Below are 13,831 nucleotides of genomic sequence, written 5' to 3'. Positions count from 1 at the left end.
CACGGCGGTGACCGTGAACCGGGGGTGCGCGGCCAGCCGGGGCAGCCAGATCTGCCGTCCGGCCCAGCCGAGGCCGGCCACCGCGACCCGGACGGTACGCCCCGGCGCGGCGGCCGGCTGCGGCCCGGTCATCCGGCCAGCACGTCGGCGAGCACGGCGGCGATCAGGTGCATCTGCTCCTCGGTGCCGAGCAGCGTGCGGTGGTGCAGCCAGATGCAGTCGGCGTGGATCTGCTCGGTGTTCGGGCAGCGCGCGGCGATCTGCTCGACGGTCTCGTCCGGCGCGCCGGCCAGCCAGAACCCGTCGCAGCGGTAGATCGCGCGGAACGCCACGAACGCCGGGATGCCCCGGGCGATCAGCGCGTCGACCACGGCCCGACGGCGTTCCATGGTGATCCCGGGCACGCGGAACATCGCCATGTAGTGCGGGTTGCGGTCACCGCGCTCGTCGCGGCCCTGCGGCACCACGCCGGGGATCTCGGCGAGCAGGCTCGCCAGCAGCGGCCAGCGCTGCTCGCGCAGCGCGATCTGACCGTCCAGCCGGGACAGTTGGGCGCGCAGCACGGCGGCGCTGAACTCGTTCATCCGGTAGTTCGAGCCGGTGGTGCGGTGCAGGTAGTCGCGGTCGGTGCGGGGCCGGCCGCAGCTGTGCACGAGGAACGCCTTCTCGTAGCTCTCCTCGTCGGGGAAGAGCACCGCGCCGCCCTCGCCGGCGGTCATCAGCTTGCCGTTCTGGAAACTGAACGCGGCGACGGAGCCGAGTTCGCCGACCCGCTTGCCCTGCCACCGCGCGCCGTGGGCGTGCGCGGCGTCCTGGAGCAGCGCGACCCCGGCGTCGGCGGCGATCTTGTCGAGCGCGTCCATGTCGGCGAACTGCCCGGCCATGTGCACCGGCATCACCACCCGGGTGCGCGGCGTGATGGCAGCGGCGACCGCGTCCGGGTCGACGCAGTAGGTGTCCGGGTCGACGTCGACGGGCACGGCCACCGCGCCGAGGCGCTGCGCGGCCAGCGAGGAGGAGATGAACGTGAAGGCCGGGACGATCACCTCGGTGCCGGGGCCGACGCCGAGCACCTCCAGCGCCACCTCCAGCGCGTGGGTGCCGTTGGTGACGGCCAGCGCGTACGGCGCGCCGTGGTACGCGGCGAACTCGGCCTCGAACGTGTCGACCTCGTCGCCCCCGACGCGCCACCACTGACCCTGTTCCAGGGCCCGGACGAGGCCGGTCCGTTCCTCGTCGCCGAACTGTGGCCAGGCGGGGAACTCCGGCGCCGGCAGATCACTCATGATGTCCCACTCCCTGCTCCAGATAGGAACGGCCCGGCTGGGACGCTAACCGAGCCGGCAGGCCGCTGACCTCCCCTAACGGCCCCTAGCCGCCCCTAACCGCCCCCTGCCGGCGGGGGCCGGTCGGCGCGTCGGGCCGATACTCCGAGGACCTGTCGTCGTCCGCTCCCGGTGAGGTGCCACGTGTCCGAGGTGCTCCTGCTCAACGGCCCGAACCTGGGCATCCTCGGCCGGCGTGAGCCGGAGATCTACGGCACCGACACGCTTGCGGACATCGAGCGGGCGGTCGGCGAGGAGGTGGCCGGACGGGGCTGGCGGGTCGTGGCGAGACAGCACGACTGCGAGGGCGAGATGATCCGTACCATCCAGGACAGTTATGAGACGGTGGGCGCGATCGTGAACCCGGGCGCGTTGATGATCGCCGGTTGGAGCCTGCGCGACGCGTTGGCCAACTATCCCCGCCCGTGGCTGGAGGTCCACCTGTCCAACGTGTGGGCCCGGGAGAGCTTCCGGCACGACTCGGTGCTCGCCCCGCTGGCCGCGGGGGTGATCGTGGGTCTGGGCGCGCTCGGCTACCGGCTGGCGGCCCGCGCGCTCGTTTCCACAGTGCCCTGACCGGCCGCCCCACCGCACCGCACCCGTTCCGGTCGTCCGTCGTGGCGACCCGACCCCCGAGGATCCCCGTGACCGTCGCGATCATCGTTCTCACCGTGCTGCTCGCCATCATCCTGGTGCCGCTGGCCGTGCAGAAGCTCACCGGCAACGCCCAGATGCGCCAGCGGATGTCGCATCTCGGCGTCTCCGCCGGGCTGACCCGGCTCATCGGCGTGCTGGAGCTGGCCGGCGTCGCCGGACTGCTGCTGGGCCTGGCCTTCTGGCCGCTCGGCCTGGTCGCCGCGCTCGCGGTCACCGCGCTGCTGATCGCCGCCGTGGCCTACCACCTGCGGGCCAAGGACGACGGCAAGGTGACCATGGTGCCGCTGTTCTTCGCGTTCGCCGCGGCGGCGCTGGCGCTGCTGCACCTGCTGGCGCACTGAGGCCGGCGTGACGGTGGCGTTCGCGTTCCGGGCGCTCACCGAGGTGGTGATGCTCACCGCCGACCCGATCGACGGCCTGCGCGCCCAGCTCTGGCTGATCGGCACTCTGGCCGGCAAGGGCTGGACCGAGGCCGGCTGGATCGCCGGCACTCTCCTCGTGCTGCTGCCGGTGCTGCTGTGGGCCGGCTGGGCGCTGCGTTCCTCGGCGCTTGACGACGACACCGCGCGGGGCCTCGGGCTGCGCCCGGTGGCCCGCCGGATCGGGCTGGCCGGCACCGGCGTGCTGGCCGCCGCCGCCGTCACCGCGCAGGTCGGCGCCGTGGACTTCGTGGCGCTGGTCGCCCCGCAGGTGGCCCGCCGGCTGGTCCGCGCGGAACGCCCGCCGCTGCTGTGCGCCGCCCTGCTGGGCGCGTTGCTGCTGGTCCTCGCCGACCTGGCCGGACGACGACTGTTCGCGCCCACCCAACTGCCGGCCGGCGTGCTCACCGCGGCGATCGGCGGTCCCTACCTGATCTTCGTGTTGCTGCGCACCCGAGGGAGGCGGTCGTGACCGCGCTGCTGTCCACCCGCGACCTGGTCGTCGGCTACGAGGGCCGCACCGTGCTGGACGGGCTGGAGCTCGACCTGCCGGCCGACGCGTTCACGGTGATCGTCGGGCCGAACGCCTGCGGCAAGTCGACCCTGCTGCGCACCATGGCCCGGCTGCTCACGCCGCGCCGGGGCGCGGTGCTGCTCGACGGCGCGGCGATCCGCGACCTGCCCACCCGGGACGTGGCCCGGCGGCTCGGCGTGCTGCCGCAGAGCCCGCTGGTGCCCGAGGGGATCACGGTGGCCGACCTGGTCGGGCGCGGCCGGCAGCCGTACCAGCGCTGGTGGCGGCAGTGGTCGACCGAGGACGGCCGGGCCGTCGACGAGGCGATGCGCCTGGCCGACGTGACCGGGCTGGCGGACCGTCCGGTGGACACGCTCTCCGGTGGCCAGCGCCAGCGGGTCTGGATCGCGATGACTTTGGCCCAGGACACCGACGCGCTGCTGCTGGACGAGCCGACCACGTTCCTCGACCTGGCCCACCAGGTGGAGGTGCTGGACCTGCTGCACCGGCTGCGCGCCGAGCGGGGCCGGACCGTGGTGGCGGTGCTGCACGACCTCAACCAGGCCGCCCGCTACGCCGACCACCTGGTCGCCATGCGCGACGGCGCGGTGGTGGCCGCCGGCCCGCCGCGCGAGATCCTCACCGCCGACCTGGTCCGCGACGTCTTCGGGCTCGACTGCGTGGTCGTGCCCTGCCCGGTCACCGGCGCCCCGCTCGTGGTGCCGGCCCTCACCCAGACCTCGGCCGCTCCGGCCGGCACGCCGGCCCCGGCCGGCGCCTCCGTCGGCGACGCCTGAGCGCGCCGGCCCGCACCCGCACCACGGAAAGGAACCTGATGCGTCGTCTCGCCGCCGCACTCACCGCTGCCCTCGCCCTCGGCGTCGGCCTCACCGCCTGCGGGGAGAGCGACCCCGTCGCCGGCACCGGCTCCGGACAGACCCGGGAGATCACCCACGCCATGGGCACCACCAAGGTGCCCGCCGAGCCCAAGCGCGTGGTGGTGCTCGACACCGACAAGATCGACACCGCGCTGTCCCTGGGCGTCACCCCGGTCGGCGCGGCCACCGCCGGTGAGGCGAAGAGCTGGCCCACCTACTTCGGCGCGGACAAGCTCGCCGGCATCAAGGAGGTCGGGGTGCTCACCGAGCCCGACCTGGAGGCGATCAACGCGCTCAAGCCGGACCTCATCCTCGGCAGCAAGTTCCGCCAGGAGAAGTTCTACGACGAGCTGTCCGCCATCGCGCCGACCGTGTTCACCGAGAAGGTGGGCATCACCTGGAAGGAGAACTTCCTTCTCGACGGCCAGGCGCTCGGCCGGGAGCAGCAGGCGAAGGACCTGCTGGCCGCGTACGAGAAGCGGGCGAAGGACTTCGGCGCGAAGCTCGGCGACGCCCCGTCGCGGAAGATCTCCATCGTGCGCTTCATCCCGGGCAACATCCGGGTGTACGGCCCGGACTCGTTCTCCGGCATCGTGGTCGGCGACACCGGTCTCGGCCGCCCGCAGCGCCAGCTGCTGGAGGGCAAGGAGGACAGGCGCTTCGACCTGGTCAGCGCCGAGCGGGTCAACGAGGTCGACGGCGACGTGGTGTTCGTGACCGCGTACGGCGAGAAGGCCGCCGCCGAGCAGGCCAAGGTCACCACCGGCAGCCTCTGGCAGGGCCTGTCCGCGGTGAAGGCGGGCAAGGCGCACGTGGTCTCCGACGAGGTGTGGATGACCGGCATCGGCGTCGGCGCCGCCAACAAGATCCTGGACGACCTGGAGAAGTACCTGGCCGCCTGACCGTCTCGCGCCACCACCGCGCCCGCCCGGGACCCCGTCCCCGGCGGGCGCGGTCGTTCAGGCGGCCAGCTGCCAGAGCAGGAACGCGTTGAGCGCCACCACGAGCGCGGTGACCACCACCGCGGCCGCCGTGGTGGCCGGACGGTTGACCAGGCCGCCCATCAGGTCGCGTCGACGGGTGAACGCCACCACCGGGATCAGCGCGAACGGGATGCCGAAGCTCAGCACCACCTGGGACAGCACCAGCGCCCGGGTCGGGTCGACGCCGATCGCGAGCACGGCCAGCGCGGGCAGCAGCGTCACCGTCCGGCGCACCAGGAGGGGGATCCGGCGGCGCAGGAAACCCTGCATGATCACTTCACCGGCGTACGTGCCGACGCTCGTGGAGGCGAGGCCGGACAGGAGCAGGGCCACGGCGAAGCCCACCGCGGCCAGGGTGCCGAGCGTCCCGGCCAGCCCGGCGTGCACGCCCTCCAGCGTGTCGGTGCCGGGGACGCCGCTGCCGTGGAAGCTGGTGGCGGCGACCAGCAGCATGGCCAGGTTGACCGCGCCGGCGATCCCGAGCGCGATCAGCACGTCGATCCGCAGGCCCTTCGCCACCACGCGCCGTTCCGCCTCGCCGGTGGTGGGGATGCGGTTCGTGGTCAACGCCGAGTGCACGTAGATCACGTGCGGCATCACGGTCGCGCCGAGGATGCCGGCGGCGAGCAGCATGCTGTCGGTGCCCGCCGTCCGGGGCAGCAGCCCGCCGGCGGTGGCGGACAGGTCCGGCCCGGCGGTGACCAGGTTGACCGCGAAGGCCAGCACGATGACGCCGAGCAGCACCGCGATGGCGATCTCGAACGTCCGGAAGCCCCGGGCGCGCAGCGCCAGCACCGCGAACGCGGCCGTACCCACGATCAGACCGCCGGGCAGCAGCGGGATGCCGAAGAGCAGGTGCAGGGCCACCGCGCCGCCGATCACCTCGGCCAGGTCGGTGGCCATGGCGACCAGCTCCGCCTGGGCCCACATGACCCGGTTGAGCGGCCGGGGCAGGTGGTCGCGGCACAGCTCGGGCAGGCTGCGCCCGGTGGCCAGGCCGAGCTTGGCGGTGAGCGTCTGCACCAGCATGGCGGCCAGGTTCGCCGCCACGACCACCCACACCAGCAGGTAGCCGTAGCGGGCGCCGGCGGTGGAGTTGGTGGCGAAGTTGCCCGGGTCGACGTAGGCGACCGCGGCCACGAACGCCGGCCCGAGCAGGATCAGACGGCCGCGCGTGGCCGACGGTCGCGACGGCAGCTCCCGCGCGGGACCTCGGGGCGCGTGGCGCACCGGCGGAGCCGGCAGCCGCCGGGGCAGACGATCGGGCAGTGTCATGAGCCGAGCTTCGCCACCCGGCTTCGAGAATGCCCCGGATATCCCCGAACGGGGAGCAACGGGACGGCCACCCCGTGGGGTGGCCGTCCCGTCGGGGACCGTCGGTCAGGCGGCGGTGGACCAGATGGCCCGGAACGCGGCGGCCTCGCCGGCAAGCCACTGCTCGATCTGGTCGGGCTTGACGTCGGCGGGCATCCGGTGCGCCTCGCCGCGACGCACGTCGACGAGCACCGGCTCGGCGTGTGGCAGCACCGCGTCCATGTGCCGGGCCATCAGGTGCAGCGTGGCCAGGGTGGCCTCCTCGCTCGGCGGCGCCTCGTCGAAGTGCAGCCGGATCGCCTCGGCCCGGCCGTCGGCGAAGCGCACGCCGAACTGGGGGTTGATCTTGACGGGCAGGTCACCCAGCATGGCCAGGGCGTCGCGCGTCTGGGCCAGGTCGACGCCGGTCGGCTCGCCGAGCGAGTGCAGCCAGCGGGTCGCGCCAGGCGTGAGCGCCTCGTAGAGCGGACGCCAGCGCGGCTTGACCAGGTCGGCGACCTGGGCGAGGTGGGTGCCGCCGGTGTGGAACGCGACGTCGGCCTTGAGCGCCTTGACGAACTGGCCGTGCGGGTTGAACCCGTGCCGGCTCGTCCGCTGGCGGCGCAGTCCGCCGACGAAGGTGGCCTTGGTGGGGCCGGTGCGGTCCACGTAGCGGGTGAACCCGAGCAGGGTGGCGTAGGGGGTGACAGGGGCAGCGGAGGTGGGCGCAGTCACGAGCATCCTCCCAGGTCAGAAGCTCGATTAGTACATACATTCTAATCGACGGGTCTGACATCGCCCAGGGCTGGGAGACGACTTCGTGCGGATGGCGCAGAACGCCTCGGGCTGAGCGCACGCGCGGTCGCGGACGGACTGCCGGCCCGGCAAACACGTTGTCGGTCCGTCCGGTTCGTGCCACCATGGCGTGGTGATCTCCTGACGCGCACCCAGCCCGCACGTCCGACGGCCGTTGAGCCCGGCGGGCAGTCGATCCTCTGACGATCCGACGATGGGGGTCCGCGTGTCCCACGTTCCTGTTCTGCGCGCCCGCGACCTGACGAAGGTCTACGGCGACCGTGTCGTCCTCGACGGCGTATCGCTCTCCGCGGGCCCCGGTCAGCGACTGGGCCTGGTCGGTGAGAACGGGGTCGGCAAGTCCACCCTCCTGCGGCTGCTCTCCGGAACGGAGGAGCCGGACGGCGGTGAGGTGCGGCGCCCGGCCGACACCGAGTTCCTCCGCCAGGAGCTTCCGTTCCCGGCCGACGCCCCGCTGCACGCCGTGGTCGACCACGCGCTCGCGGCGTTCCACCGCGTCCGCGACCGGCTCGACGAGATCGGTGCGATCCTGGCCGCTCGGCCCGAGCACGAGGCCGCCCTCACCGAGTACGGTGACCTGCTGGCCTGGGCCGAGGACCACGGCCTGTGGGATGCCGACCACCGCGCGGAGCTGGTGCTCGACGGGCTGCGGCTCTCGGCCGTCGACCCGGCCCGTCCGCTCGGCTCGCTCTCGGGTGGGCAGCGCACCCGCCTCGGCCTGGCCGCGCTGCTGATCCGGCAGCCCCGGGCGGTGCTGTTGGACGAGCCGACGAACCACCTCGACGAGGAGGCGGTCACCTTCCTCGAACAGCGGCTGGCCGGCCTTCCGGGCGCCGTCGTGGTGGCCTCGCACGACCGGGCGTTCCTCGACGAGACGTGCACCGACATCGTCGACCTCGACCCGGGCCGGGACGGCGTCACCCGCTACGGCGGCACCTACTCCGACTACCTCACGGTCAAACGCTCCGAACGGGCGCGTTGGGAGCAGCGGTACGCCGCCGAACAGCAGGAGATCAGGCAGCTGCGGCTCGCCCTGGCCACGACCGCCCACGAGGTCAACCACGCCCGCCCCATCAAGGACAACAACAAGGTCGGGTACGACCGGCACGGCGGCCGGGTCCAGAGACAAATCTCCCGACGGGTGCGCGACGCGCAGCAACGCCTGGACGAACTCGCCGCCGAGCAGGCCGAGCGGCCCCCGGTCCAGCTCAGTTTCGTCGCCCCGGTGACCGGGGCCGAGCCGCGCGAGGGCGGGGTGTCGCTACGCGGGGTACGCGTCGACGGCCGGCTGGAGATCGACGACCTGACCGTCACGACCGGCGAACGTCTGCTGGTCGTGGGCCCCAACGGGGCCGGCAAGTCGACGCTGCTCCGGGTGCTGGCGGGCGACCTGGAGCCGGACGCCGGCACCGCGGACCGGTCGGCGGGGCTGCGCGTCGGGCTGCTCGCGCAGGACGTCGACTTCCCCGACCCGCGACGGACCGCCCGGTCGTACTACGCGGAGGCGGCCGGCGAGGACGCCACCGTGCCACTGGCGCGGCTCGGCCTGCTGGCCGACCGTGACGTGGAACGGCCGGTCGGGCAACTGTCCACCGGCCAACGCCGACGGGTCGCCCTGGCGATGCTGGTGGCCCGGCCGCCGGACGTCCTGCTGCTCGACGAACCCACGAACCACCTGTCGCTGCGCCTGGTGGAGGAGTTGGAGGACGCGCTGTGCAGCGCGCCGGGCGGCGTCGTCGTCGCCTCCCACGACCGTTGGCTGCGCCGTGGCTGGCCGGGCCCCGAACTGGCCCTGCGCGACGGCCGGGTCCGGTCCTGACCACCGGGAAGGGGTCCCATGTCCACCCAGATCGCGCTGCGCGCGGTGAGCAAGGCGTACGCCCACGGTCAGGTGCTGAACGCGGTGTCCGGCACGGTCCGCGACGGCGAACGGGCGGCAGTGGTCGGTGAGAACGGCGCCGGGAAGTCCACCCTCATGCGGCTGCTGGCCGGGCAGGAGGCGCCGGACGAGGGCGAGGTCGCCGTCACCGCCGACGGCGGGATCGGCTATCTCGGCCAGGTCCTCGACCTGCCGGACACGGCCACGGTCGGGGACGCGGTCGACGCGGCGCTCGCGGATCTGCGCGATCTCCAGCGCCGGATCACCGAGGCGGAGCAGGCACTGGGCGCCGGCGAGGACGGGCTGCTCACCGCGTACGGGGATCTGCTGACCGCGTTCGAACTCCGGGACGGATACCGCGCCGACGCGCGGGTGCGGGCGGCGATGTCCACCCTCGGGATCGGCGAACTGACGCCGGACCGTGTGCTCGGCACGCTCTCCGGTGGCCAGCGCGCGCGGCTCGCGCTGGCCGGGGTGCTGTCGGCGGAGCCGGAGCTGCTGCTGCTCGACGAGCCCACCAATCATCTCGACGAGGCGGCGCTGGTCTGGCTGGAGTGCCGGCTGCGCCGGCACCGGGGCACGCTCGTGGTGGTGACCCACGACCGGCTGCTGCTGCGGGGGGTGGCCACCACGATCCTGGAGGTCGACGGGGACCGGGCCACGGTGGTGCGCTACGGCAACGGATACGCCGGTTACCTCGCCGAGAGACGGGCGGCGCGGCAGCGGTGGGAGCAGGCCCACGCGGCGTGGACCGCCGAGATCGCGCACTGGACCGAGTGGGGGACGACGACGGCGTACCGGGTGGCGCCCGGCCGGGCGATCAAGGACCACAACAAGTGCAAGTACAACGGCGACGGCCGACGGGTCCAGGCGTCGATCTCCACCCGGGTGCGCAGCGCTGCCGACCGGCTCGACCGGTTGCACGCCGAGCCGGTGCCCCGGCCGCCGGAGCCGCTGCGCCTGCACGCGCCGCTGGACGCCGCGATCCGGGAGGGAACGGTCCTCGCGGCGCACCGCGTGCGGGTCACCGGCCGGCTCCGGGTGCCTGAGCTGACCGTCGGCGCGGGAGAGCGGGTGCTGGTCGTCGGACCGAACGGGGCCGGCAAGTCGACCCTGCTCGACGTGCTGGCCGGTGTGCTGACCCCAAACGAGGGGTCGGTGCGGCGTCGGGGCCGTCTCGGATACCTGCCGCAGGAGTGCGCGGTCACCGCCCCGACGCGCGACCTGCTCTCGGCGTTCGCGTCCGGCCGCGTCGGCACCCGGCAGGAGCAGGCCGAGCGGTTGGAGTCGCTGGGCCTGTTCCGGGTGGACGACTTCGGCACGCCGGTCGGCGCGCTGTCCGTCGGGCAGCGCCGCCGCCTGGCGCTGGCCCGTCTGCTGGCCGACGAGGCCGACGTGCTCCTGCTCGACGAGCCCACCAACCACCTGCCGCCGGCGCTGGTCGAGCAATTGGAGCAGGCGTTGGCGGAGTATCCGGGCGCGGTGGTGGTGGTCTCGCACGACCGGATGTTCCGGAGTCGCTGGACCGGTGCCGAGGCGGCCCTGGAGGCCGGTCGGCTCCTCCCGCCGGTGCGCCGAGCCGGTCGAGGGTGACCCGACGGTCCGGCCTTCCGAACGCCGGCCCGGTCCTCACCCGGACCGGGACCAGCGTCCGGGTGAGGACCGGGGCGCTACAACGGGGCGACGTCGGTGATCCGGACGACCGCCGCGCCCACCTCGTCCGAGGCGGCCAGGTCGATCTCGGCGCTGATGCCCCAGTCGTGGTCGCCGTCCGGGTCGTCCAGGATCTGCCGTACGGTCCACTTCTCGCGACCCTGCTCGATCATGAGCAGCGCCGGCCCGCGGGCGTCCGGGCCCACCCCGATCGCGTCGTACGCCTCGAAGTACGGCTCCAGCGCGTCGGCCCACGCGTCGGCGTTCCAGCCGTCGCCCGCGTCCAGCTCGCCGAGCAGATCCCAGCGCCGCAGGGCGGCCAGCTCGACCCGGCGGAACAGCGCGTTGCGCACCAGCACCCGGAACGCCCGCGCGTTGCGGGTCACCGCCGGCGGCCGGTCGTCCAGCGAGGCGGCCACCTCGGCCACGTCGGACGGGTTGCGCAGCCGCTCCCACTCGTCGATCAGGCTGGAGTCGACCTGGCGGACCAGCTCGCCCAGCCACTCGATGAGGTCGACCAGCTCCTCGGTCTTGGCGTCCTCGGGCACGGTCTGCCGCAGCGTCTTGTACGCGTCGGCGAGGTACCGCAGGACCAGCCCCTCGGAGCGGGACAGCCCGTAGAACTGGACGTACTCGGGGAACGTCATGGCCCGCTCGTACATGTCCCGGACCACGGACTTGGGGGAGAGCTGGTGGTCGGCGACCCACGGGTGGCCCTGCCGATACATCTCGTACGCGGCCTCCAACAGCTCGGCCAGGGGCTTGGGCCAGGTCACCTCGTCGAGCAGTTCGAGACGTGCCTCGTACTCGATGCCTTCGGCCTTCATCGCGGCGACCGCCTCGCCGCGGGCCTTGAACTGCTGCGCGGAGAGGATCTGCCGCGGGTCGTCCAGGATCGCCTCGATCACGCTGAGCACGTCGAGCGCGTACGACGGGGACTCCCGGTCGAGCAGTTCGACGGTGGCCAGCGCCAGCGGGGACAGCGGCTGGTTGAGCGCGAAGTCGAGCTGGAGGTCGACGGTGAGGCGTACCCGGCGACCGGTCTCGTCCGGCTCCGGCAGCTCCTCGACCACGCCGCCGGCGCGCAGCGCCCGGTAGATGGCGATGGCCCGGCGGATGTGCCGGCGCTGTGCGGCCGGGTCCTCGTGGTTGTCGGTGAGCAGGTGCCGCATCGAGGAGAACGCGTCGCCGGGACGGCCGATCACGTTGAGCAGCATCGAGTGGCTCACCTGGAAGCTGGAGGTGAGCGGCTCCGGCTCGGCCTCGACCAGGCGCTGGAACGTCGGCTCGCCCCAGCCGATGGAGCCCTCCGGCGGCTTCTTCTTCACCACCTTGCGGCGCTTCTTCGGATCGTCACCGGCCTTGGCGAGCGCCTTCTCGTTCTCGATCACGTGCTCGGGGGCCTGCACCACGACCCGGCCCAGCGTGTCGAACCCGGCCCGCCCGGCCCGGCCGGCGATCTGGTGGAACTCGCGGGCCTTGAGCAGGCGCGTCCGTACCCCGTCGTACTTCGAGAGGCCGGTGAACAGCACGGTACGGATCGGCACGTTGATGCCGACGCCGAGCGTGTCCGTACCGCAGATGACCTTGAGCAGGCCGGCCTGGGCGAGCGTCTCCACCAGGCGGCGGTACTTCGGCAGCATGCCGGCGTGGTGCACGCCGATGCCGTGGCGGACCAACCGGGACAGCGTCCTGCCGAAGCCGGAGGTGAACCGGAAGTTGCCGATCGCCTGGGCGATCATGTCCTTCTCGGCGCGGGTGCAGACGTTCACGCTCATCAGCGCCTGGGCGCGTTCCAGCGCGGCGGCCTGGGTGAAGTGCACCACGTACACCGGGGCCTGCTTGGTCTCCAGCAGCTCCTCGAGGGTCTCGTGCAGCGGCGTGGTCGCGTACGAGAACAGGAGCGGGACCGGCCGCTCGGCCGAGCGGACGACGGCGGTCGGCCGCCCGGTGCGCCGGGTCAGGTCGTCGACGAAGCGGGTGGTGTCGCCGAGCGTGGCGGACATCAGCACGAACTGGGCCTGCGGCAGCTCGATCAGCGGCACCTGCCACGCCCAGCCCCGGTCGGGCTCGGCGTAGAAGTGGAACTCGTCCATGATCACCTGGCCGACGTCGGCGCGGCGACCCTCACGCAGCGCCAGGTTGGCCAGGATCTCCGCGGTGCAGCAGATGATCGGCGCGTCCGCGTTGACGCTGGCGTCACCGGTGAGCATGCCGACGTTCTCGGCGCCGAAGACCTCGCAGAGCGCGAAGAACTTCTCCGAGACCAGCGCCTTGATCGGCGCGGTGTAGAAGGTCGTCCGGTCGTCGGCCAGCGCCGCGAAGTGCGCCGCGATCGCCACCAGGCTCTTGCCCGAGCCGGTCGGCGTATTCATGATCACGTTCGCACCGGAGACGATCTCGATGACCGCTTCCTCCTGGTGCGGATAGAGGTCGAGGCCGCGCTCGGACGCCCAGGAGGCGAACGCGTCGTAGAGGGTGTCGGGGTCGGCGGTCTTCGGCAGCGCGGCGGTGAGAGTCATGGCGGCTCCCATCGTGCCTGGATCGCACCGCGCCGCGCCAACCGGGCTCAGCGCCGCCGGTGGATCAGGTCGAAGACCTCCCGGCCGGCGGTCAGCGCGCGCCGCTCGAACTTCGTCACCGGCCGGTGCGCCGGACGCGGCGCGTAGCCGCCGTACACGTCCACCAGCTCCGGGTCGGCGGTCAGCGTCTCACGCATCGACCCGGCGTACTCGGCCCAGTCGGTCGCGCAGTGCAGCGTGCCGCCCGGGGCCAGCCGGGAGCGCAGCAGCGCCACGTGCGCCGGCGCGATGATCCGCCGCTTGTGGTGGCGGGTCTTCGGCCACGGGTCCGGGAAGTAGACGTGCACCGCGTCCAGGCACCCCTGCGGCATGGCCCGCACCAGGTCCAACGCGTCGCCCTCGGCCACCCGCACGTTGTCCAGGCCGTGCCGCTCGACCAGGTCGAGGAGGTTGGCGATTCCCGGCGTGTGGACCTCGACCGCCAGATAGTGTCGGTCCCGGTCGGCCGCCGCCATCGCGGCGGTGGCGTCGCCCATGCCGGAGCCGATCTCCAGCACCAGCGGCGCCCGCCGTCCGAACAGCGCCGTCGGATTGCACGGCCCGTCGAGGGCGGCGATCTGGAGGCCGTACGCGGGCCAGAGCCGGGTCAGCGCGTCGCGCTGCCGGTCGCTCATCCGCCCGCGACGCGGGTGGAACGTCCGGATGCGGGCGGCGGGGGTGTCGGTGGTGGTCACAGCGACCCGAGCCTACGCGACCGGCGGCCCGGATCGGATGTGATGTGCGGCCGGGGGTGAGAGGATTCATCCCGTACGCCGGGAGGGTTCATGGGATCAGTCAGGGGACGTGCGGCGCTGCTGGTCGCGGTGGCCGCCTGCGCCGTCCCGCTGGTCGG

At 73.2% G+C, this 13,831-nt stretch carries 12 protein-coding genes; 7 read left to right on the top strand and 5 right to left on the bottom strand.

Features of this window, described 5'->3' with window-relative positions; genetic code table 11:
- Positions 1–128: 128 nt before the first annotated feature.
- Positions 129–1,286 carry a DegT/DnrJ/EryC1/StrS family aminotransferase gene (locus tag HUW36_RS13055; RefSeq protein WP_174528401.1) on the bottom strand — a complete coding sequence of 386 codons (1,158 nt, stop codon included), beginning with the start codon at positions 1,284–1,286 and terminating at the stop codon, positions 129–131.
- 183 nt (positions 1,287–1,469) lie between these two features.
- Here HUW36_RS13055 and HUW36_RS13050 point away from each other — a divergent pair, with 183 nt between their 5' ends.
- From HUW36_RS13050 to HUW36_RS13030, 5 genes are all read left to right on the top strand, one after another.
- The gene (locus tag HUW36_RS13050; RefSeq protein ID WP_174528400.1) at positions 1,470–1,901 is read left to right on the top strand and encodes a type II 3-dehydroquinate dehydratase; all 432 of its coding nucleotides are present in this window, start codon (positions 1,470–1,472) and stop codon (positions 1,899–1,901) included.
- Positions 1,902–1,969: 68 nt separating this feature from the next.
- Positions 1,970–2,323, top strand: a complete 354-nt coding sequence (locus HUW36_RS13045) for a DoxX family protein (protein WP_246248132.1) — start codon at positions 1,970–1,972, stop codon at positions 2,321–2,323.
- A gap of 7 nt (positions 2,324–2,330) precedes the next feature.
- The gene (locus HUW36_RS13040; protein ID WP_246248130.1) at positions 2,331–2,873 is read left to right on the top strand and encodes an iron chelate uptake ABC transporter family permease subunit; all 543 of its coding nucleotides are present in this window, start codon (positions 2,331–2,333) and stop codon (positions 2,871–2,873) included.
- Complete coding sequence (locus HUW36_RS13035) at positions 2,870–3,712, top strand: ABC transporter ATP-binding protein (RefSeq protein ID WP_174528399.1); 843 nt, start codon at positions 2,870–2,872, stop codon at positions 3,710–3,712. The genes HUW36_RS13040 and HUW36_RS13035 overlap by 4 nt, the downstream gene beginning before the upstream one ends.
- A gap of 38 nt (positions 3,713–3,750) precedes the next feature.
- The gene (locus HUW36_RS13030; RefSeq protein WP_174528398.1) at positions 3,751–4,695 is read left to right on the top strand and encodes an ABC transporter substrate-binding protein; all 945 of its coding nucleotides are present in this window, start codon (positions 3,751–3,753) and stop codon (positions 4,693–4,695) included.
- A gap of 57 nt (positions 4,696–4,752) precedes the next feature.
- Here the strand turns inward: HUW36_RS13030 and HUW36_RS13025 are convergent, their stop codons facing one another.
- Together HUW36_RS13025 and HUW36_RS13020 are read right to left on the bottom strand one after the other, a co-directional pair.
- Entirely contained in the window at positions 4,753–6,051 is a 1,299-nt protein-coding gene (locus HUW36_RS13025) for an Nramp family divalent metal transporter (protein WP_246248128.1), read from the bottom strand.
- Positions 6,052–6,156: 105 nt separating this feature from the next.
- The gene (locus HUW36_RS13020; RefSeq protein WP_174528397.1) at positions 6,157–6,804 is read right to left on the bottom strand and encodes a hypothetical protein; all 648 of its coding nucleotides are present in this window, start codon (positions 6,802–6,804) and stop codon (positions 6,157–6,159) included.
- A 274-nt stretch (positions 6,805–7,078) separates the two neighbouring features.
- Here HUW36_RS13020 and HUW36_RS34880 point away from each other — a divergent pair, with 274 nt between their 5' ends.
- The gene (locus HUW36_RS34880) at positions 7,079–8,704 is read left to right on the top strand and encodes an ABC-F family ATP-binding cassette domain-containing protein (RefSeq protein WP_281357523.1); all 1,626 of its coding nucleotides are present in this window, start codon (positions 7,079–7,081) and stop codon (positions 8,702–8,704) included.
- 18 nt (positions 8,705–8,722) lie between these two features.
- Positions 8,723–10,357: an ABC-F family ATP-binding cassette domain-containing protein gene (locus tag HUW36_RS13010; protein WP_174528396.1), complete on the top strand. Its 1,635-nt coding sequence runs from the start codon at positions 8,723–8,725 to the stop codon at positions 10,355–10,357.
- 77 nt (positions 10,358–10,434) lie between these two features.
- Here HUW36_RS13010 and HUW36_RS13005 read toward each other — a convergent pair whose 3' ends face one another.
- Both HUW36_RS13005 and trmB read right to left on the bottom strand, forming a co-directional pair.
- Positions 10,435–12,939: a DEAD/DEAH box helicase gene (locus HUW36_RS13005; RefSeq protein WP_174528395.1), complete on the bottom strand. Its 2,505-nt coding sequence runs from the start codon at positions 12,937–12,939 to the stop codon at positions 10,435–10,437.
- A 47-nt stretch (positions 12,940–12,986) separates the two neighbouring features.
- Positions 12,987–13,673 (bottom strand): tRNA (guanosine(46)-N7)-methyltransferase TrmB, encoded by a 687-nt coding sequence (gene trmB, locus HUW36_RS13000; protein WP_174528394.1) that lies wholly within the window; start codon positions 13,671–13,673, stop codon positions 12,987–12,989.
- Positions 13,674–13,831: the final 158 nt, after the last annotated feature.

It is taken from the genome of Micromonospora maritima (genome assembly GCF_902825405.1).
Taxonomy (GTDB): Bacteria; Actinomycetota; Actinomycetes; order Mycobacteriales; family Micromonosporaceae; genus Micromonospora; species Micromonospora maritima.
This window is presented reverse-complemented; position numbering and strand designations above follow the sequence as displayed.

What these genes read in the sequence shown, in the direction of transcription:
- HUW36_RS13055 (WP_174528401.1), bottom strand. Translation starts at nt 1,286, where the DNA reads ATGAGTGATCTGCCGGCGCCGGAGTTCCCCGCCTGGCCACAGTTCGGC.
- HUW36_RS13030 (WP_174528398.1), top strand. Translation starts at nt 3,751, where the DNA reads ATGCGTCGTCTCGCCGCCGCACTCACCGCTGCCCTCGCCCTCGGCGTC.
- HUW36_RS13025 (WP_246248128.1), bottom strand. Translation starts at nt 6,051, where the DNA reads ATGACACTGCCCGATCGTCTGCCCCGGCGGCTGCCGGCTCCGCCGGTG.
- HUW36_RS34880 (WP_281357523.1), top strand. Translation starts at nt 7,079, where the DNA reads ATGGGGGTCCGCGTGTCCCACGTTCCTGTTCTGCGCGCCCGCGACCTG.
- HUW36_RS13010 (WP_174528396.1), top strand. Translation starts at nt 8,723, where the DNA reads ATGTCCACCCAGATCGCGCTGCGCGCGGTGAGCAAGGCGTACGCCCAC.
- HUW36_RS13005 (WP_174528395.1), bottom strand. Translation starts at nt 12,939, where the DNA reads ATGACTCTCACCGCCGCGCTGCCGAAGACCGCCGACCCCGACACCCTC.